18 protein-coding genes and 1 other annotated feature (1 of these 19 running past the window's edge) are annotated in these 19,472 nt (G+C 34.3%); of the genes, 9 read left to right on the plus strand and 9 right to left on the minus strand.

Annotated features, from left to right (window positions below; translation table 11 throughout):
* Positions 1-125 precede the first annotated feature (125 nt).
* From AA076_RS01555 to AA076_RS01570, 4 genes are all read left to right on the plus strand, one after another.
* Complete coding sequence (locus tag AA076_RS01555; RefSeq protein ID WP_000467652.1) at positions 126-671, plus strand: GNAT family N-acetyltransferase; 546 nt, start codon at positions 126-128, stop codon at positions 669-671.
* Positions 672-938: 267 nt separating this feature from the next.
* A complete protein-coding gene (gene efeO / locus AA076_RS01560; RefSeq protein WP_000737196.1) occupies positions 939-1,793 on the plus strand; it encodes an iron uptake system protein EfeO in 855 nt (284 codons plus the stop codon).
* The gene (gene efeB / locus AA076_RS01565) at positions 1,790-3,019 is read left to right on the plus strand and encodes an iron uptake transporter deferrochelatase/peroxidase subunit (RefSeq protein ID WP_000186217.1); all 1,230 of its coding nucleotides are present in this window, start codon (positions 1,790-1,792) and stop codon (positions 3,017-3,019) included. The genes efeO and efeB overlap by 4 nt, the downstream gene beginning before the upstream one ends.
* Complete coding sequence (locus AA076_RS01570) at positions 3,000-4,712, plus strand: FTR1 family iron permease (RefSeq protein ID WP_000683699.1); 1,713 nt, start codon at positions 3,000-3,002, stop codon at positions 4,710-4,712. Before efeB ends, AA076_RS01570 begins: the two co-directional genes overlap by 20 nt.
* A gap of 92 nt (positions 4,713-4,804) precedes the next feature.
* Here AA076_RS01570 and tatC read toward each other — a convergent pair whose 3' ends face one another.
* The 3 genes from tatC to AA076_RS01585 all read right to left on the minus strand — a co-directional run bounded on the left by tatC (position 4,805) and on the right by AA076_RS01585 (position 6,236).
* Positions 4,805-5,506, minus strand: coding sequence for a twin-arginine translocase subunit TatC (gene tatC / locus AA076_RS01575; RefSeq protein WP_001795631.1), 702 nt, complete (start codon positions 5,504-5,506; stop codon positions 4,805-4,807).
* A 16-nt stretch (positions 5,507-5,522) separates the two neighbouring features.
* Positions 5,523-5,747, minus strand: a complete 225-nt coding sequence (locus AA076_RS01580; RefSeq protein ID WP_001794540.1) for a twin-arginine translocase TatA/TatE family subunit — start codon at positions 5,745-5,747, stop codon at positions 5,523-5,525.
* A gap of 99 nt (positions 5,748-5,846) precedes the next feature.
* A complete protein-coding gene (locus AA076_RS01585) occupies positions 5,847-6,236 on the minus strand; it encodes a DUF1398 domain-containing protein (protein ID WP_000886005.1) in 390 nt (129 codons plus the stop codon).
* A gap of 240 nt (positions 6,237-6,476) precedes the next feature.
* On the opposite strand from AA076_RS01585, the gene AA076_RS01590 reads away from it, so the two are divergent.
* The 4 genes from AA076_RS01590 to AA076_RS01605 are packed head-to-tail and all read left to right on the plus strand — an operon-like array spanning position 6,477 to position 8,886.
* Positions 6,477-6,680, plus strand: a complete 204-nt coding sequence (locus tag AA076_RS01590; RefSeq protein ID WP_001246013.1) for a helix-turn-helix transcriptional regulator — start codon at positions 6,477-6,479, stop codon at positions 6,678-6,680.
* Positions 6,677-7,390 (plus strand): DUF3169 family protein, encoded by a 714-nt coding sequence (locus tag AA076_RS01595; protein ID WP_000698752.1) that lies wholly within the window; start codon positions 6,677-6,679, stop codon positions 7,388-7,390. The genes AA076_RS01590 and AA076_RS01595 overlap by 4 nt, the downstream gene beginning before the upstream one ends.
* 24 nt (positions 7,391-7,414) lie before the next feature.
* Positions 7,415-8,257, plus strand: a complete 843-nt coding sequence (locus AA076_RS01600) for an ABC transporter ATP-binding protein (RefSeq protein ID WP_000209565.1) — start codon at positions 7,415-7,417, stop codon at positions 8,255-8,257.
* Positions 8,257-8,886, plus strand: a complete 630-nt coding sequence (locus tag AA076_RS01605; RefSeq protein WP_000677714.1) for an ABC-2 transporter permease — start codon at positions 8,257-8,259, stop codon at positions 8,884-8,886. Before AA076_RS01600 ends, AA076_RS01605 begins: the two co-directional genes overlap by 1 nt.
* Positions 8,887-9,252: 366 nt before the next feature.
* Here AA076_RS01605 and AA076_RS01610 read toward each other — a convergent pair whose 3' ends face one another.
* Positions 9,253-10,386, minus strand: a complete 1,134-nt coding sequence (locus AA076_RS01610; protein WP_000245685.1) for a low temperature requirement protein A — start codon at positions 10,384-10,386, stop codon at positions 9,253-9,255.
* A gap of 538 nt (positions 10,387-10,924) precedes the next feature.
* On the opposite strand from AA076_RS01610, the gene AA076_RS01620 reads away from it, so the two are divergent.
* The gene (locus AA076_RS01620; RefSeq protein WP_000199070.1) at positions 10,925-12,106 is read left to right on the plus strand and encodes an acetyl-CoA C-acetyltransferase; all 1,182 of its coding nucleotides are present in this window, start codon (positions 10,925-10,927) and stop codon (positions 12,104-12,106) included.
* Positions 12,107-12,188: 82 nt separating this feature from the next.
* On the opposite strand, the gene AA076_RS01625 is transcribed toward AA076_RS01620, so the two are convergent.
* From AA076_RS01625 to AA076_RS01645, 5 genes are read right to left on the minus strand one after another with little or no spacing between them, the layout of a single operon-like run.
* On the minus strand, positions 12,189-12,941 hold the full coding sequence (locus AA076_RS01625) for a cyclase family protein (RefSeq protein ID WP_000195907.1): 753 nt from the start codon (positions 12,939-12,941) through the stop codon (positions 12,189-12,191).
* Between the two features lie 42 nt (positions 12,942-12,983).
* Entirely contained in the window at positions 12,984-15,212 is a 2,229-nt protein-coding gene (metE, locus tag AA076_RS01630) for a 5-methyltetrahydropteroyltriglutamate--homocysteine S-methyltransferase (RefSeq protein WP_000207614.1), read from the minus strand.
* Positions 15,209-17,050 carry a bifunctional homocysteine S-methyltransferase/methylenetetrahydrofolate reductase gene (locus tag AA076_RS01635; RefSeq protein ID WP_000077318.1) on the minus strand — a complete coding sequence of 614 codons (1,842 nt, stop codon included), beginning with the start codon at positions 17,048-17,050 and terminating at the stop codon, positions 15,209-15,211. Before AA076_RS01635 ends, metE begins: the two co-directional genes overlap by 4 nt.
* Positions 17,019-18,179: a cystathionine beta-lyase MetC gene (gene metC, locus AA076_RS01640; protein ID WP_000175846.1), complete on the minus strand. Its 1,161-nt coding sequence runs from the start codon at positions 18,177-18,179 to the stop codon at positions 17,019-17,021. Before metC ends, AA076_RS01635 begins: the two co-directional genes overlap by 32 nt.
* Positions 18,176-19,279 (minus strand): PLP-dependent transferase, encoded by a 1,104-nt coding sequence (locus AA076_RS01645; RefSeq protein ID WP_000655692.1) that lies wholly within the window; start codon positions 19,277-19,279, stop codon positions 18,176-18,178. The genes metC and AA076_RS01645 overlap by 4 nt, the downstream gene beginning before the upstream one ends.
* Positions 19,280-19,344: 65 nt before the next feature.
* Positions 19,345-19,472: a binding site (T-box leader), on the minus strand (it continues 242 nt past the right edge of the window).

Here is a 19,472-nt window from a genome sequence, read left to right on the forward strand (position 1 = left end):
AGAAATTCTACAAGCAATGCAAGTTGGGGAAGGACAACAAATTTAAGATACAATGCGTAACATTAATATGTTATTATAATGATAATTTACAGAATTATATGAAAAATGAATGAGGATGTGATGGTATGTTTGGAATGAAAGTGAATGAACAAATAACATTAAAAATTTTAGAAGCTCATGACACAGAAGCGCTTTTCAATTTAGTCAATCGTTCAAGAAATTCACTTAGGGAATGGTTACCTTGGGTAGATGCAACTGAGCAACCATCAGATACGCGTGCATTTATTAAAAGAGGACTTTTGCAATTTGCTGATGGTAATGGATTTCAGTGTGGCATTTGGTATGAAGGAACGCTAGTTGGTGTCATCGGTTTACATGAAATTAATCACATGCACAGAAAAACTTCATTAGGGTACTATTTAGATAAAGAATTTGAGGGTCATGGGATTATGACACAAGCAGTTGAGGCATTGATAAAGTATTGTTTCGAAGAGCTTGACTTAAACCGAATTGAGATTAGTGCCGCAGTTAATAATGAAAAAAGCCGGGCTATTCCTGAAAGGCTGGGATTTACTAGAGAAGGTATGTTACGTGACAATGAATTACTAAATGGTATTTATTCATCGAGTTACATCTATAGTTTATTAAAATCAGAATACGACCAAAAATGACAAATTAGACTTACAAAAGAGTGATGACATTTAAAATGGCAGCGCTCTTTTATTTAATTTTTGAAAATAAAAGGTTGTTGACAGTATTATTTTATAACAATATAATGATTTTGATAATTATTATCAACTAGATGATGTTTATGGGAGGATGCTTTAAAACAGCCGTTTTAAGTGTAATGTATTATTTTAGCGTGTAGGGAATGCGAAAATAATATTTATAAGAACACATCTATGGGGATAATAGAATTTCTATAATGAGGTGTCAAAATGAAAAAGTTAACAACGCTATTATTAGCATCAACGTTATTAATTGCTGCATGTGGGAACGACGATAGTAAGAAGGATGATTCAAAGACATCGAAAAAAGATGATGGTGTTAAAGCAGAATTAAAACAAGCAACAAAAGCATATGATAAATATACTGATGAACAGTTAAATGAATTTTTAAAAGGTACAGAAAAATTTGTTAAAGCGATTGAAAATAATGATATGGCCCAAGCAAAAGCGTTATATCCAAAAGTTCGTATGTATTATGAACGCTCTGAACCAGTTGCAGAAGCATTTGGAGATTTAGATCCTAAAATTGATGCACGTCTTGCAGATATGAAAGAAGAGAAAAAGGAAAAAGAATGGTCAGGATATCATAAGATTGAAAAAGCATTATACGAAGATAAGAAAATTGATGATGTGACTAAAAAAGATGCACAACAATTATTGAAAGATGCAAAAGAATTGCATGCCAAAGCTGATACATTAGATATCACACCAAAATTAATGTTACAAGGTTCTGTTGACCTATTAAATGAAGTTGCAACTTCTAAAATCACAGGTGAAGAAGAAATTTATTCACATACAGATTTATATGATTTTAAAGCGAACGTTGAAGGCGCACAAAAAATTTATGACTTATTTAAACCTATTTTAGAGAAAAAAGATAAAAAATTAAGTGATGATATCCAAATGAACTTCGATAAAGTGAATCAATTATTGGATAAATATAAAGATAACAACGGCGGTTATGAGTCATTTGAAAAAGTATCGAAGAAAGACCGTAAAGCATTTGCGGATGCTGTTAATGCATTAGGAGAGCCACTAAGTAAAATGGCTGTGATTACTGAATGACAAATTATGAACAAGTTAACGATAGTACGCAATTTTCAAGACGTACATTTTTGAAAATGTTAGGTATTGGCGGTGCCGGTGTTGCAATTGGCGCAAGTGGTGTTGGTAGCATGTGGTCTTTCAAATCAATGTTCAATACACCAGAAGATCCGGAAAAAGATGCGTATGAATTTTATGGTAAAGTGCAACCAGGCATTACCACACCCACGCAAAAAACATGCAATTTCGTTGCGTTAGATTTGAAGTCAAAAGATAGAGATGCAATTAAGGCAATGTTTAAAAAGTGGACGGTTATGGCTGATCGTATGATGGATGGTGATACAGTTGGCAAGCCGAGTAACAATCCTTTAATGCCACCAGTAGATACCGGTGAATCGATAGGATTAGGTGCAAGCAAGTTAACGATTACCTTTGGGATTAGTAAGTCTTTGATGAAGAAAATTGGGTTATCTAGTAAAATTCCCGATGCCTTTAAAGATTTACCGCATTTTCCGAATGATCAGTTAATAGACGATTACAGCGATGGTGATATTATGATTCAAGCATGCTCAAATGATTCGCAAGTATCCTTTCATGCGGTTCATAATTTAGTTCGTCCATTTCGAGATATTGTTAAGGTACGTTGGGCGCAATCTGGTTTTATCTCTGCTAAAGGTAAGGAAACACCTAGAAATTTAATGGCATTTAAAGATGGAACAATTAATCCTAGGAAGAATAATCAACTTAAAGATTATGTGTTTATTGATGACGGATGGGCGAAACATGGAACTTATTGCGTTGTCAGACGTATTCAAATACACATTGAAACGTGGGATCGTACTGCGCTGGAAGAACAAGAGGCTACATTTGGTCGGAAACGACATAGTGGTGCACCGTTAACAGGTGGGAAAGAGTTTGATGAAATTGACTTAAAAGCGAAAGATAGTCATGGCGAGTATATTATTGATAAAGATGCCCATACGAGGCTAGCGAAAGAAGCAAATACGTCAATTTTACGTAGAGCCTTTAATTATGTGGATGGTACGGATGACCGCACAGGTAACTTCGAAACAGGCTTACTTTTTATTGCTTTTCAAAAAGCGACAAAACAATTTATCGATATACAAAATAATTTAGGTAGTAATGATAAATTAAATGAATATATTACACATAGAGGTTCTGCTTCATTTTTAGTATTACCAGGTGTTAGTAAGGGAGGATACCTTGGTGAAACATTATTTGACTAAATTTGTAGCAATGCTAATAACTGCTGCTATGGTGTGTAGCTTTGGGTTACTGAAAAGTCAGGCAGCAGAACAACAAAGTATTAGTGATGTATATAGTGTGATAACGGATGCGAAATCTGCACTTTCTAATAATTCGATATCGAATGACAATAAGCAGAAAGCAATTGAGCAAGTGGTAAGTGCAGTTAAGAAATTATCGCTTGAAGATAATAGTGAAAGTAATGCTGTCAAATCAGATGTGAGAAAGCTTGAAGATGCAAAAGCGAATGATAATCAAAAAGATACACTTTCGCAATTAACGAAGTCATTAATTGCTTATGAAGAGAAATTGGCTAGTAAAGATGCGGGTTCTAAAATTAAACTATTGCAACAGCAAGTCGATGCTAAAGATGCTGCGATGACAAAAGCGATTAAAGATAAAAATAAAGCGGAATTAGAATCTTTGAACAATAGTTTGAATCAGATTTGGACAAGTAATGAAACAGTGATTCGCAATTATGACGCAAATCAATATGGACAAATTGAAGTCGCATTATTACAACTTAGAATTGCAATTCATAAGTCACCATTAGATACGGCAAAAGTGTCACATGCTTGGACAACTTTTAAATCAAATATTGATCATGTCGATAAAAAAAGTAATACGTCTGCAAATGATCAATACCATGTATCACAATTAAATGATGCGTTAGAGAAGGCGATTAAAGCTATCGACGACAATCAATTGTCGGATGCTGATGCTGCGCTTACACATTTTATAGAAACTTGGCCGTATGTTGAAGGTCAAATTCAAACTAAAGACGGTGCTTTGTATACGAAAATTGAAGATAAAATACCATATTATCAAAGTGTATTAGACGAACATAATAAAGCACATGTGAAAGATGGTTTAGTAGATTTAAATAACCAAATTAAAGAGGTTGTTGGCCATAGTTATAGCTTCGTCGATGTGATGATTATCTTTTTACGTGAAGGGCTAGAAGTGTTGTTAATTGTAATGACATTGACTACCATGACGCGTAATGTAAAAGATAAGAAAGGGACTGCAAGTGTGATTGGTGGTGCAATTGCCGGACTTGTACTGAGTATTATCTTAGCAATTACGTTTGTAGAAACTTTAGGGAATAGTGGCATTCTTCGTGAAAGTATGGAAGCGGGATTAGGTATCGTTGCGGTCATATTAATGTTTATCGTTGGTGTTTGGATGCACAAACGTTCAAATGCAAAACGTTGGAATGACATGATTAAAAATATGTATGCTAATGCGATTAGTAATGGTAATTTGGTATTGTTAGCGACGATTGGTTTAATATCTGTGTTGCGTGAAGGTGTCGAGGTTATCATTTTCTATATGGGGATGATAGGTGAGCTAGCGACCAAAGATTTTATTATTGGTATTGCTTTAGCTATCGTTATTTTAATCATCTTTGCATTATTATTTAGATTTATAGTTAAATTAATACCTATTTTCTATATATTTAGAGTGTTGTCGATCTTTATTTTTATTATGGGATTCAAAATGCTTGGCGTAAGTATTCAAAAGTTACAATTATTAGGTGCGATGCCAAGACATGTTATTGAAGGATTCCCAACGATTAACTGGTTGGGCTTTTATCCAAGTTATGAACCATTGATAGCACAAGGTGCTTATATTATGGTAGTTGCTATCTTAATCTTTAAATTTAAAAAATAAAAAACAGGCCGAGTGCCTGTTTTTTTTGTTGCTATATTGGAAATATTCGGTATTGCAGTATAACGATAATCACAGCATTGATTCGTATAAGGTTAATGTGTTGGCGGTTTGCCTCGGCATGTGAACTTAACGATGAACATACTGAACTCAAAGAGCAATATGAGTGGCAATGTGAGTAATATATTTAATGTTAAATCGGGTGGTGCAATGATACTTGCTAATACAAAGCAAGCGAAATAAATATATTTACGATAATGTTTCAATGATGTGGTATCTATAAGACCGAATTTTGCAAGACCCATAAATAATATTGGTAATTGAAATAGAAGACCAAATGTGAATAACCAACGTATGAGTTCAATCAAATATGCTTTAAAGCCAATGACAGGCGAAATGTTTAAAGTTAATGATAATTTTAACGCGAATTGAATGATCATTGGAAAGCCAACATAAAATGCAAAAGCGACGCCAGCACAGAATAATAACACGCTGAAAAAACTATATTTATAAATAAATTGACGTTCATTATTATGTAATCCAGGTGCAATGAATGCCCACAATTGATAAAACATGACTGGTGAAATGAAACAAAACGCGATGAAAAATATAATCATCACGTATATTTGTATCATTTCTGTGAATGAAAATGCATGTAAGGACACATGTGCACGGGTAATATACGTTATGAATGGTGTCATCCACCAAAATGATGAAACATATACGACGATGACCGTAATGACGAACGACAATAAAATTTTTACTAACCGATGGCGTAGTTCGCTAAAGTGAACCAGTAAGGTGTGGTCAGTGCTATTGCTCTCGCTGTTGTTTCGATTCCTTACTGGGTGTATCGTGAGACTCTTTATCTAAATCTTCTGTTGCAGATTTAAATTCTTTTAAAGTAGAACCGATGGCACGGCCAAATTGTGGTAATTTTTTCGGACCAAAAATAATTAAAGCGATAATGCTAATGACGACAAGACTTGTTGGGCCTGTGATGCCTAAAATAAAAGTGTTAGTTATCATGATAATCAACCTCACTCATAAGTAGTATATAGTATTTACTTTATACCGAACGATAATGATTATCAATAAAATTTTATGAAATAATTAAAATGTTGCTATAAATATAGTTTATTGAGGGATTAATTCTGAAATAACAGCTTGGTCTTGCAAGTCGATATAAGTACAAGTGCCCGCTTGAATATCGATATGCCATTTATAAATGCCAGCTTCAGCCATTTCATCACAAAATGTTTCAAAATCTGTTTGCCCTTGTTGATGTCTAGTTAAGACGTCTTGAACTATTGTTTTGTTTGATTTTTGAGCAACAGGATGATTACTTTTTACAGATGACGTAACGATATCATCTTCTGATTGATGTACGTATGTTGCAGTGCCATCTTGAATGTTGACGATATTGTAAGTCATCCCCATATCTTTAAAAGCTTTGAATAGTTTTGGAAAGTCAACACCAGTAAATTGTTGATGTGCTTGTTGAATTGCAGATAATGTAAATGCCATAATAGTCTCCTTTGAATGGTTTGATTTAGTGAAAATGCGTGCATCATACTAAAATTAGAATGCTGTTAATTATGCAGGAAGGTGTAACGAAAGTAAACAATTATGACTTGTAGGCGTTGAGGTGTTTGTTTCAAAATGTCATACATAGGTGGATAATCATATTTTTTGGTGTAGATTTGACAAATATAGTTGTCAAAAAGACGCATATCATTTACAGTGTAATTAAGGAGTTGATGCGATGTGCGTAATCGATTGAAAGAATTACGAGCACGAGATGGCTTAAACCAAACGCAACTTGCTAAACAAGCGGGCGTTTCAAGACAAACCATATCGCTAATTGAGCGAAACAATTTTATGCCATCAGTATTAACGGCAATAAAAATTGCTCGCATTTTCAATGAAACGGTGGAAACTGTTTTTATTATTGAGGAGGATGAGGCATGAAAATACTAAGATATATCGGATATCTTTTACTGGGTGGACTTGTAGGGGGTATCATAGGTGGAATTTTAGGTAATTTTGATGGATTTGGTATTGAGAACTTGACGTTTGCGACATATAACAATGTCGTTGTAATATCGATTGTTGCGACGATTATTATCATATTGGTAGAAGCCATTGTTTTGATGAATCAAAGACGTGCATTGAAGTATAAGCAACTTGTAGATAAAGAGGTAGATATCGATGCAACAGATCAATATGAGTTGCTTGCGAATCGTTATGTTTTAAATGGAAGTATATTAAGTATTCTGCAGACAGTTATTGCTTTTTTAGTATTGCTTATTTTTGTGGTAGGGCACGCTGCAGCAAATGCAATACTATTCTTTTTAATACCATTTTTTGCTAGTGCTATTTTCAATACACAATTTACACTGTTTAATAGAAGGTTTGATGACAGAATACCAAAAATTGCAGATAAGAATTACACTGAAAAGCGATTGGAAATATTGGATGAAGGTGAACGCCATATAGAATTAATTGCATTATTTAAAACATATGCGATCAACTTATCAATATTGATACTAGCCATTGTAGTAATTGGGCTTTATTCAATTACTACTGGAATTAATCAAAGCTTTAGTTTGCTACTTATCATTGCTATTTTCATATATAACGCCTTTAGTTATTTATTGAAGAGAAGACGTTTTTATTAAAATTAAACAAAGAGGAGCATGGATATGACAACATTGTTAAACGTAGATAGTGTGAACAAACAATACAAAGATTCGGATTTTAAATTGCAAGATGCATCTTTAACGATTTCTACTAATGAGACAGTTGGATTAATTGGGAAAAATGGCTCAGGTAAATCGACATTAATTAATATTCTAGTAGGCAATCGACATAAAGATAACGGTAGTATCACATTTTTTGGAGAAGAACATACCGTGGATGATGTCGAATATAAAGAACACATAGGTGTAGTGTTTGATGATTTGAGAGTGCCTAATAAATTGACTATTAAAGATATTGATAAAGTATTTCAATCTATTTATATGACTTGGAATAGTCAAAAATTCTTTGATTTAATCAAATATTTCGAGTTACCACTACAAACTAAAATTAAAACTTTTTCAAGAGGGATGCGAATGAAGATAGCTTTAACGATTGCGCTTTCTCATGATGTGAAGTTATTAATCTTAGATGAAGCAACTGCAGGTATGGATGTTTCTGGAAGAGAAGAAGTAATGGAAATACTAGAAGATTTTGTCGCACAAGGTGGAGGCATCTTAATATCATCGCATATTTCTGAAGATATAGAACATTTAGCTGATAAATTAGTGTTTATGAAAGATGGACGAATGATTTTAACTGAACAGAAAGATATACTTTTAGCACAATATGGAATTGTTACGACAGAAGATAAAGATGTTGAAATTCCTAAGCATTTAATCATTGCTTCTAGATTGTCAAAGGGGAAATATCAAATTTTAGTTAAAGATTATGCAGAAATTGAAAATGCAGAGCCTTTAAAACACATTGATGACGCTACAAAAATCATAATGCGAGGTGAAGTATAATGAAAGGTATGTTCCTAAGTAGTTTTTATGCAACGAGAAAGCAAACATATATTTATTTTATAGTCGCTATTATAGCTGCAGGATACTTTGCAGTATTTAATCCGTTGATGAGTTCGGCAATGGCTGGGGTTATGTTAATCACACCTATTACTGATAATATTAAACATGAAAAAGACTCAAGATGGATGTATTATGTATCTACTTTACCGGTTAAACGTAGTGATTATATTAAGTCATACTTTGCCTTTTATTTAATCTTATTCGGTGCAAGTTTAATGATTGGATTAGTTGTGACTACGATTGTGACCCAAAGTGTGATGATTGGTATTATGTCAGGTTTAATGAGTTTTGGTATCATAGGGGCATACTCTATCATTTTCCCATTGACATTTAAATTTGGCGCTGAAAACTCCAATGTCATTATGATATGTGCATCTATACTACTACTTATTTCTTTCGTGGTCTTTTTCTTTATATATGGTATGGTTAGTGGTGCATCTGCATTAGAATTTGAAAAAATTAGCACTGAAGGATGGCTAGTTGTCATAGCATATGCGGTCATTGGTATAGTTATAACGAGCGTTTCTTATATATTGTCTATTAAAATTTTTAACAAACAAGAACTATAATTGTCGATTTTGGTGATGATAGTATTTGAAATAATATTTAGAGCAGGTGATAAATCTTTACGATTGTCATCTGTTCTTTTTGGTGTGGAATGAAATGTGGGGGATAAGTATAGGTGACATATCTATATTGATTTATTTGTTTTGAGGTGGTTATGTTGTGTGGGAATTATTTCCTTTTAGATAGTGGGGATTAGAGGATATATGTTATTTATAAGTATCATTTGATGATTGTATAGGCTAACGATTTCCTCGGAAATATTTAAAAACCTCGATCATGTAGCATAACTGAAGTTTGTCACAAAAGTATAATGTGAAGTTCGACACTTTTGGATTCAGTTCAAATACTTTGACCGAGGTAAATACTATTTATTCATGTTTATTACGTAGACGTTGATTTTTAAAATAAATCAGCATGATGCAGAAGGTTGCAACTGATACTGAGATAATCATTACATGGTCGTGACCTTTAAATAAAAGGCTGACAATATAAGACATAACGAGTATACCTAGTGAATATGAAATATACTTCGCGTTTGTCAGTTCATTATGGAAATAAGGCGTGATTAACCATAATCCAATATAGAATATTAAAACACTGATATACATCATATTAATTTCAAACAAGTCATTTAGTTTATTGTTATTACTAAAAACAATTGCAGCATTAATCACACCTAAAGCGATATTGATTAATAGATGCGTATACGATAAACGGAAACCGATAGATGTTAATTTATGATTAATATAATTTTCAGTAATGATCCAATATACACCGAAAAGACTAATTAAAATCATAAATTGGAATATATAAATGTAACTAAAATGATCAATGCTAAATGATGACGAAGCTAAACCAACCAGTACCTCGCCAAAGATAATAATTGTTAGTAACGAAAAACGTTCTACTAAATGCATCATATTAACAGGTGATAATACAAGATATTTCTGAAATGGAATAAGTCCTGTCGCTGCAATGAATACGCCTAAAAATCCAGGGATGTAATGGATACTTTGTGGTAGTACTAATGATAGAAATGATAAAAATGAAATCACAAAGGCTACGCTCGCAAAAGCTTGACATGTACGCTTATCGCCATAATCTAACCCTGTACGTATATGTAATAAATACTGTAATCCGATACTTAAATACATAATTGCCACGCATAAGAAGAATGGGAAGAATGTCTTTTCAAAGTCCGGATATAGGCTGTTAGATAGGAAGACCATGATGAACATATTAAACATCATAAACGAGACGTCTTTGAATGTAACTTGACCAAATCGATTTGTAAAAAATGTTTGATGAGACCACATTAACCATAAGAACAAACTCATGACGATGTATTTGAAAAATAAATCAGCTGAAATGGAACCGTTTTGTGTTGTTAAAATCACATGTGCAATTTTTTGAATGGCATAGACGAAAATTAAATCAAAGAACAACTCATGGAATCCTGCACGCTTTTCAGCTAAATGTTTTGGTGTTAATGCATTAACCATAAAATTTTAACTCCTTTAAGATGTGTAATTAATTTACTAAGTATACTATTTATTTTTTCTAGTGAATAGGGGCAGATTTGGCGATGAAGTGGAAGGAGAGGTGACTGCAAGGTAATTGCGGAATTAACAATCATCAGCGATTTAATATTTGACTGGAGACGTCATGGTAATAAAAAATTGATGAGAAATTGATGGTGAAACCAGCTGTGAATAGCGATGCAATGATAGATAGAATTTAATTAGAGTCATTACGCGAAATGATTAATGATAATTTGTGGTAAATCAAAGCATAATTTTGTACTATAGATGAGGATGATAGAGCATATTTAAGAGGGTGAAATGTTAAAGTGAAACCGTTTACGTTTCCGATTGCCCAAACAAATTACATCATTGTATAATATGATTTGTTAAATGCATAACAAGAATGAAAATGTAACATACGTAGCAATTGGTTTCATAAATTGGATGTTAGTGGCGTATTGGTTCATTAGACGTATTAGTAATAAAATTGTATATATCATAAGGAGATGAATATGACATGACGAGAGTCGTATTAGCAGCAGCATACAGGACACCTATTGGCGTTTTTGGAGGTGCGTTTAAAGACGTGCCAGCCTATGATTTAGGTGCGACTTTAATAGAACATATTATTAAAGAGACGGGTTTGAATCCAAGTGAGATTGATGAAGTTATCATCGGTAACGTACTACAAGCAGGACAAGGACAAAATCCAGCACGAATTGCTGCTATGAAAGGTGGCTTGCCAGAAACAGTACCTGCATTTACGGTGAATAAAGTATGTGGTTCTGGGTTAAAGTCGATTCAATTAGCATATCAATCTATTGTGACTGGTGAAAATGACATCGTGCTAGCTGGCGGTATGGAGAATATGTCTCAATCACCAATGCTTGTCAACAACAGTCGCTTTGGTTTTAAAATGGGACATCAATCAATGGTTGATAGCATGGTATATGATGGTTTAACAGATGTATTTAATCAATATCATATGGGTATTACTGCTGAAAATTTAGTAGAGCAATATGGTATTTCAAGAGAAGAACAAGATACATTTGCTGTAAACTCACAACAAAAAGCAGTACGTGCACAGCAAAATGGTGAATTTGATAGTGAAATAGTTCCAGTATCGATTCCTCAACGTAAAGGTGAACCAATCGTAGTCACTAAGGATGAAGGTGTACGTGAAAATGTATCAGTCGAAAAATTAAGTCGATTAAGACCAGCTTTCAAAAAAGACGGTACAGTTACAGCAGGTAATGCATCAGGAATCAATGATGGTGCTGCGATGATGTTAGTCATGTCAGAAGACAAAGCTAAAGAATTAAATATCGAACCATTGGCAGTGCTTGATGGCTTTGGAAGTCATGGTGTAGATCCTTCTATTATGGGTATTGCACCAGTTGGCGCTGTAGAAAAGGCTTTGAAACGTAGTAAAAAAGAATTAAGCGATATTGATGTATTTGAATTAAATGAAGCATTTGCAGCACAATCATTAGCTGTTGATCGTGAATTAAAATTACCTCCTGAAAAGGTGAATGTTAAAGGTGGCGCTATTGCATTAGGACATCCTATTGGTGCATCTGGTGCTAGAGTATTAGTGACATTATTGCATCAACTGAATGATGAAGTTGAAACTGGTTTAACATCATTGTGTATTGGTGGCGGTCAAGCTATCGCTGCAGTTGTATCAAAGTATAAATAATAAGAAAACAGGTTATCACAACAGTATTAATTACATGTTGGCATAACCTGTTTTTATTTGTTTATGGATTTATTGGGTAATATTAGTCATTTGATGGTTTAATTGCAAATGCTCTAACAGGGAACCCAGGTGCATCTTTTGGTTTAGGGCTGATAGCGTAAATGATGGCGCCACGAGTTGGTAATTGATCTAAATTAGTTAATAACTCGACTTGGTATTTATCCTGACCAAGAATATAACGTTCGCCAACTAAATCACCATTTTTTACAACGTCCACAGATGCATCGGTATCGAATGTTTCATGACCAACAGCTTCAACACGACGTTCTTCAATTAAGTACTTCAAAGCATCTAATCCCCAACCCGGTGCATGTTGTTGTCCGTTCGCATCTTTGTTTTCAAACTTTTCAATATTAGGCCAACGTTTTGACCAATCGGTACGAAGTGCAACAAAAGTGCCAGGTTCAATAGTACCATGCTCTTTTTCCCATGCTTCTATATGCGCACGTGTTACGATGAAATCATTGTTGTTCGCTACTTCTGTTGAAAAGTCTAATACAATTAACGGCAATACCAATTCTTTTAAATCAATGTCTTCTAAATAACGTTTATTCTCGACAAAGTGAATTGGTGCATCAATGTGAGTACCATATTGCGTTACAATATTCCAACGTTGCACATAGAAACCATGATCTTTAACCGTGAATAAAGTTGAAACTTCGCCTTTTTCAAACTCACTAAAACGTGGTATTTCCGGATCAAATGTATGCGTTAAATCAACCCAAGTTGCTTGTTTTAAAGTATTTAATTGTTGCCATAAAGGATATTGTGTCATAAAATCACCCGTTTTTAGTTTATTATATGATAAATGCTGCGATTATTCTTGGCGTTTAGCTTTAACAGCATTCACAAGCACAGTCAATGCATCTTTAACTTCTTCTTCTTTTCGCGTTTTTAAACCACAGTCAGGGTTTACCCAGAATAATGAGCGGTCGATTTGTTGTAGTGAACGATTGATTGCTGTAGTAATTTCTTCTTTTGTTGGAATACGTGGACTATGAATATCATATACACCTAGACCAATACCTAAATCATAATTAATATCTTCAAAGTCTTTAATTAAATCACCATGGCTACGAGATGTTTCAATTGAAATAACATCAGCATCTAAGTCATGAATAGCATGAATGATTTGACCGAATTGAGAATAACACATATGTGTATGGATTTGAGTTTCATCACGAACTGAAGACGTTGCAAGTTTAAATGATAAAACAGCATCTTTAAGATATTGTTCGTGATATTCAGAGCGTAATGGTAAGCCTTCACGTAATGCAGGTTCGTCAACTTGGATAACTTTGATTCCTGCAGCTTCAAGTGCTAATACTTCTTCGTTGATTGCTAAAGCAATTTGATCTTGAACGACTTTACGTGGTAAATCAACACGTTCAAATGACCAGTTTAGAATTGTTACAGGTCCAGTTAACATACCTTTAACTGGTTTATCTGTTAAGCTTTGTGCATAAACTGTTTCATCAACAGTTAAAGGCGCTGTCCATTTTACATCACCATAAATGATTGGTGGTTTTACGGCACGTGAACCATATGATTGCACCCAACCGAATTTAGTTACTAAGAAACCTTGTAATTTTTCTCCGAAGAATTCAACCATGTCATTACGTTCAAATTCACCGTGAACTAATACATCTAAGCCAATGTCTTCTTGAATTTTAATCCATCGAGCAATTTCATTTTTTAAGAATGTTTCATATGCTTCGTCTGTAATGCGTTTGTTCTTCCAATCTGCACGGTATTTTCGAACTTCTCGGCTTTGTGGGAATGATCCAATAGTTGTTGTTGGTAAATCCGGTAAGTTCAAACGTTTTTGTTGTTGTTCAATACGTTGCGCGAATGGTGATTGTCTTGAAGTACGCACGCTTTCGAAATCATAATCTAAGTTTTTGAATGATTGATTTTGGAAACGCTCATAACGTGCTTTTAATTTATCATATTTAACACTATCGTTTTGATTAAATAGGCGACGCAATGCATCTAATTCGTCTAATTTTTCAGTTGCAAAGCTTAAGCCTTCGCCAACACTTGTATCTAATGTTTCATCATCTAAAGATACTGGAACATGTAATAATGAAGATGATGGTTGAATGACAAGTTCATTAGTGTGTGCTAACAATTTATCGATTAAGACTTTTTTAGCTTCAATGTCACTTGCCCATACATTACGACCATCAATAATTCCAGCGTATAATGTTTTTGATTTATCAAAATCTCCAGCTTCAATTTGTTTAAGGTTATAGCCATTATCATGGACAAAGTCTAAACCTATACCACCAACAGGTAAAGAACTTAAGAATTTAAGATGTGCACGTTCAAAGTATGTTTGAATGACTAATTTTTTAGCAACACCAGCTTTTTCGAAATAGTCATAAGCTTCACGTGTAATATTTTCATAGCTTTCGCTGTCGTCTGTAACTAAGATTGGCTCATCAACTTGAATGTACTCAGCACCTGCATCAATTAATGATTCAAACACTTCTTTATAAAGTGGTAATAACGTTTTAACTTTTTCTTCAAAAGTTTGGTGACCGCCTTTTGATAATTTAACAAAAGTAATCGGACCAACAATGACAGGGTGAGCGTTAACGTTTAAAGATTGGGCATATTTAAAGCGATCTAATAATACATTGCGACTCACTTTAGGCTCAACATTGTCCCATTCAGGTACGATGTAATGATAGTTAGTGTTAAACCATTTTATAAGTGCACTTGCAACATGGTCTTTATTACCGCGAGCAATATCAAATAATAAATCATCATCAATAGTTCTTCCTTGGAAACGTTCAGGGATGATGTTGAATAATAATGACGTATCTAATATATGGTCATATAAAGAGAAATCACCAACTGGGATGCTATCTAAGTGATAGTACTTTTGTAATAATAAATTTTCTTTATGTAGATCAGTTAATGTTTGATCTAATTCTTCTTTAGAAATCTTCTTTGCCCAATAACTTTCGATGGCTTTTTTCCATTCTCTTTTTCTACCTAATCTTGGGAATCCTAAGTTTGATGTTTTAATTGTTGTCATAATATTGCCTCCTTGTGAGCAGTAATAGATTTTGAGTATGCTGCAAGTTCTAATGAATCTTCGACATTTTGAAACGGTGTGATAATGTATAAACCATTAAAATATTCATGAACAGTATCGATTAAATCCTTTGAAAGCTTAAGACTTAGTTCTCGTGTTTTGGCTTTATCATCTTTAACTGCTTCAAATTGTTGTAAAATTTCATCTGACATCTTGATTCCTGGCACTTCATTATGCAAAAAGAGTGCGTTTTTGTAACTTGCGATAGGCATAATGCCTATGAAAAATGGTTTGTTCAAGTGCTTAGTGGCATGGTAAATTTCAATGATTTTCTCTTTGCTGTACACGGGTTGTGTTATAAAATAAGACATTCCGCTTTCTATCTTTTTCTCTAATCTTTTGACGGCACCATATAATTTACGAACATTAGGGTTAAAGGCGCCAGCGATGTTGAAGTGTGTACGTTTCTTCAGCGCATCACCGTCAGTGTTAATACCTTGATTAAATCTTAGAGCGAGTTCAGTTAATCCTTTAGAATTAACATCATAGACATTGGTTGCACCTGGTAAGTGACCAACTTTTGAAGGATCACCAGTTATGGCTAATATTTCGTTAACGCCAATGAGCGATAATCCAAGTAAATGGGACTGCAAGCCGATTAAGTTTCGGTCTCGACATGTAATATGTACGAGTGGTTCAATATTGTAATATTGCTTAATTAAGCTAGCAGCAGCAATATTGCTAATTCTGACAGTTGCCAATGAATTATCTGCGAGTGTTACCGCATCTACATTAGCTTTATCAAGTTTAGCGATATTTTCAAAAAATCTATCCGTGTCTAAATGTTTCGGTGTATCCAATTCGATAATAACGGTTGGACGTTCTTGAACCTTAGATGTTAATGATTGTCTAACTTTATTTTGAGATGGATTGAAAAGTGCTTTCGTTGGTATCGGAATCACTTTTTTGTCATTAACAGGTTTAAGTGTCTGAATAGATTCTTTAATAAATTTGATGTGCTCTGGCGTTGTACCACAGCAACCACCAATTAAACGAACACCTTCGCGAATTAGATTTTGAGCAACTTGACCGAAATATTGTGCATTGTCACTATACTTAAATTCACTATTTTCAATATCTAATAAGCTGGCATTTGGATAACAAGATAAGAATGCGTGCTCTGGTAATTCAATATGTGTGAAAGACTCTTGCATATGGTGCGGGCCATGATGACAATTGAGTCCCACGATGTTTGCACCACATTGAACGAGTTGTTTTAATCCTTCATTGATTGCCTGACCATTAACTAAGTAATTTGTGTTTGAAGCGGTTAATTGAGCAATGATTGGAATGTCGTATTTCTTTCTCGTTCGTGAAATGACATTTGTTAACTCTTCTAGGTCGTAATACGTTTCGAAAAGTAGCGCGTCAACGCCTTCTTCAATTAAGGTGTCTATTTGAATTTCAGTATGATAAAGAATAGTTTGTAAGCTGATATCCTCTTGTTTGATACCTCTAAACCCACCAACTGTGCCTAATATATACGTATCTTTATTTGCTGCTTTTTTTGCGATGCGAACGGCGGCTTGATGTATTGCTTTAACTTTATCTTCAAGACCGAATCGTTTTAACTTTTCAAAATTTGCACCATAAGTATTGGTTTGAATGACATCAGCACCGGCTTCAATATATGAACGATGGATGCGTTCAACTTTATCTGGATGGCTAAGATTATATGCTTCTGGACAGGTGTCTAATCCTTCAGAGTATAAAATGGTTCCTATAGCGCCATCAGCTACTAAAACATTATCTTTCAATTGTGTGAGGAATTGACTCATTGAATGCCTCCTTTAATGCGTATTTGATGTCTGCAATGAGTTCATCAGGATCTTCGAGACCAACACTTAATCGGAATAGACCGAAAGTGATACCACGTTCTTGTCTCACTTCTTCAGGTAGTGCAGCGTGAGACATTGTTGCTGGATGTGAAAGGATCGTTTCAACACCGCCCAGACTCACTGAAACGAGTGGTAATGTCAGTGCATCGACAAATTGTTGTGCTTTAGACTCATCAGCTAAACGAAAGCCAATAACGGCACCGCCATTTTTAGCTTGTTCTAAATGAGCAGTAGTGAGTCCCGGATAATAAACTTCTGAAATTTCATCTTGCTTTATTAAAAATGACACGATTTTTTGAGCGTTTTCGACAGATTGTTTAAATCTGATTGGAAAAGTTTTTAAATGTTTAGCAAGTGTCCAGCTATCCTGAGCAGATAACATATTGCCTGTACCATTTTGTATTAAATAAAGAGCGTCACTAATTGCCTCATTATTAGTTATGACAGCACCAGCAATTAAATCGCTATGTCCACTTAAAAATTTTGTAGCACTATGAATGACAATATCAGCGCCAAGTAATAAAGGTGATTGACCTAACGGTGTCATAAATGTATTGTCCACAGCTACCAGTAGTTCATGCTTTTCGGCTATTTTAGAAACAGCTTTGATATCAGTAATTTTAAAACAGGGATTCGATGGTGTTTCGATATAAATTAATTTTGTGTTTGATTGAATGGCACCCTCGATTTGTTCGAGCTTTGTAGTATCTACGGTTGTAAATTCAATATTAAATCGATTCAAAATTTGCTCAGTGAGGCGAAAAGTACCGCCATATACATCATCGGGTAAGATGACATGATCACCAGATTTGAAAGTCAAAAGTACTGCTGAAATAGCAGCAATACCTGATGCAAAAGCAAAAGCGAATTTTCCCTGTTCTAATCGTGCTAACTTCTCTTCTAAAAGTTCACGGTTAGGGTTGCCACTTCGTGCATAATCATATTTAACATCGCCACCAAGACTTGTTTGATGGAATGTTGAAGAATCATAGAGTGGTGGGTTAGCTGAATGATATTCCACACCTCTACGCCAATCGAATATCACTTCTGTCTCTTTTGAAAGTGTCATACAATCTCTCCAATCTGAGCTTTATCTAATGCTTGGATGATATCGCGTTCGATGTCTTCATAATTTTCAACACCTAGTGATAAGCGGATTAAATACTCATCAATGCCACGTTTATCTTTTTCAGCATCTGGCATATCAACATGTGTTTGGGTGTAAGGGAAGGTCACTAATGTTTCAGTACCTCCTAAACTTTCTGCAAAAATGCAAATGTCTAAATTTTCTAATAATTTAGCGACGCTATAGGCCTTGTTAAGTCTTAAACTAAGCATGCCAGTTTGCCCGCTATATAGTACTTCGTCAATTGCTTGAAGTGACTGACATTTTTTAGCAAGTTTTCTAGCGTTTGATTGCGCACGCTCAATGCGTAAATGCAAAGTTTTAAGTCCACGTAACAACAAATAACTATCTATTGGTGAAAGTGTTGCGCCAGTCATGTTGTGAAAATCAAACAACTGTTGCGCGAGTGATTCATCTTTGACGGTTACGACACCTGCTAGTACATCGTTATGTCCGCCAATATATTTCGTGGCTGAATGTAAGACTATATCAGCACCTTCTGCTAGTGGTGTTGAAAGATAAGGTGTTAAAAAAGTATTGTCGATAATTGACAATAAGCCTTTAGCTTTACAAAGTTGATAGTATGGCTTTACATCAATAGCAATCATTTGTGGGTTAGATATTGGTTCAATGAATAATGCAACTGTTTTATCAGTGATTTCTTTTTCAACTTGTTCATAATCTGTAAAATCAACGTACTTAAATTTGATATCGTATTGTTGCTCGTAAAATTCAAATAATCTAAATGTGCCACCATATAAATCGAATGAAACTAAAATTTCATCATGAGGTTTAAATAGATTACATATTAATTGAATGGCTGACATTCCACTTGATGTAGCGAATGATGCAATACCATGCTCAAGTTTGGCAAAACAGGTTTCAAATGTTGAGCGTGTAGGATTTTTAGTACGTGTATAATCAAAACCTGTCGATTGTCCTAGTTTTGGATGCTTGTAGGCAGTAGATAAATGGATTGGATTCGCTATAGCACCGGTTGAATCATCGGTTAATGTGATTTGGGCTAACTGTGTATCCTTCATATTAAGACCCTCCTATAAGAAAAAATAAAAAAAGCTTCCGTCCTTCGTACCCGAATGAATCGGATAAAAAGGACGAAAGCTTATGTTTCGCGGTACCACCTTTATTTGTTATTCCATCGCTGAAATAACCTTATTCAGTACGCATTAAAAGTAAATATGCTTACTGAACAATTATCACAATTAAAGTCAGTAA

Source organism: Staphylococcus aureus (genome assembly GCF_001027105.1).
Taxonomy (GTDB): Bacteria; Bacillota; Bacilli; order Staphylococcales; family Staphylococcaceae; genus Staphylococcus; species Staphylococcus aureus.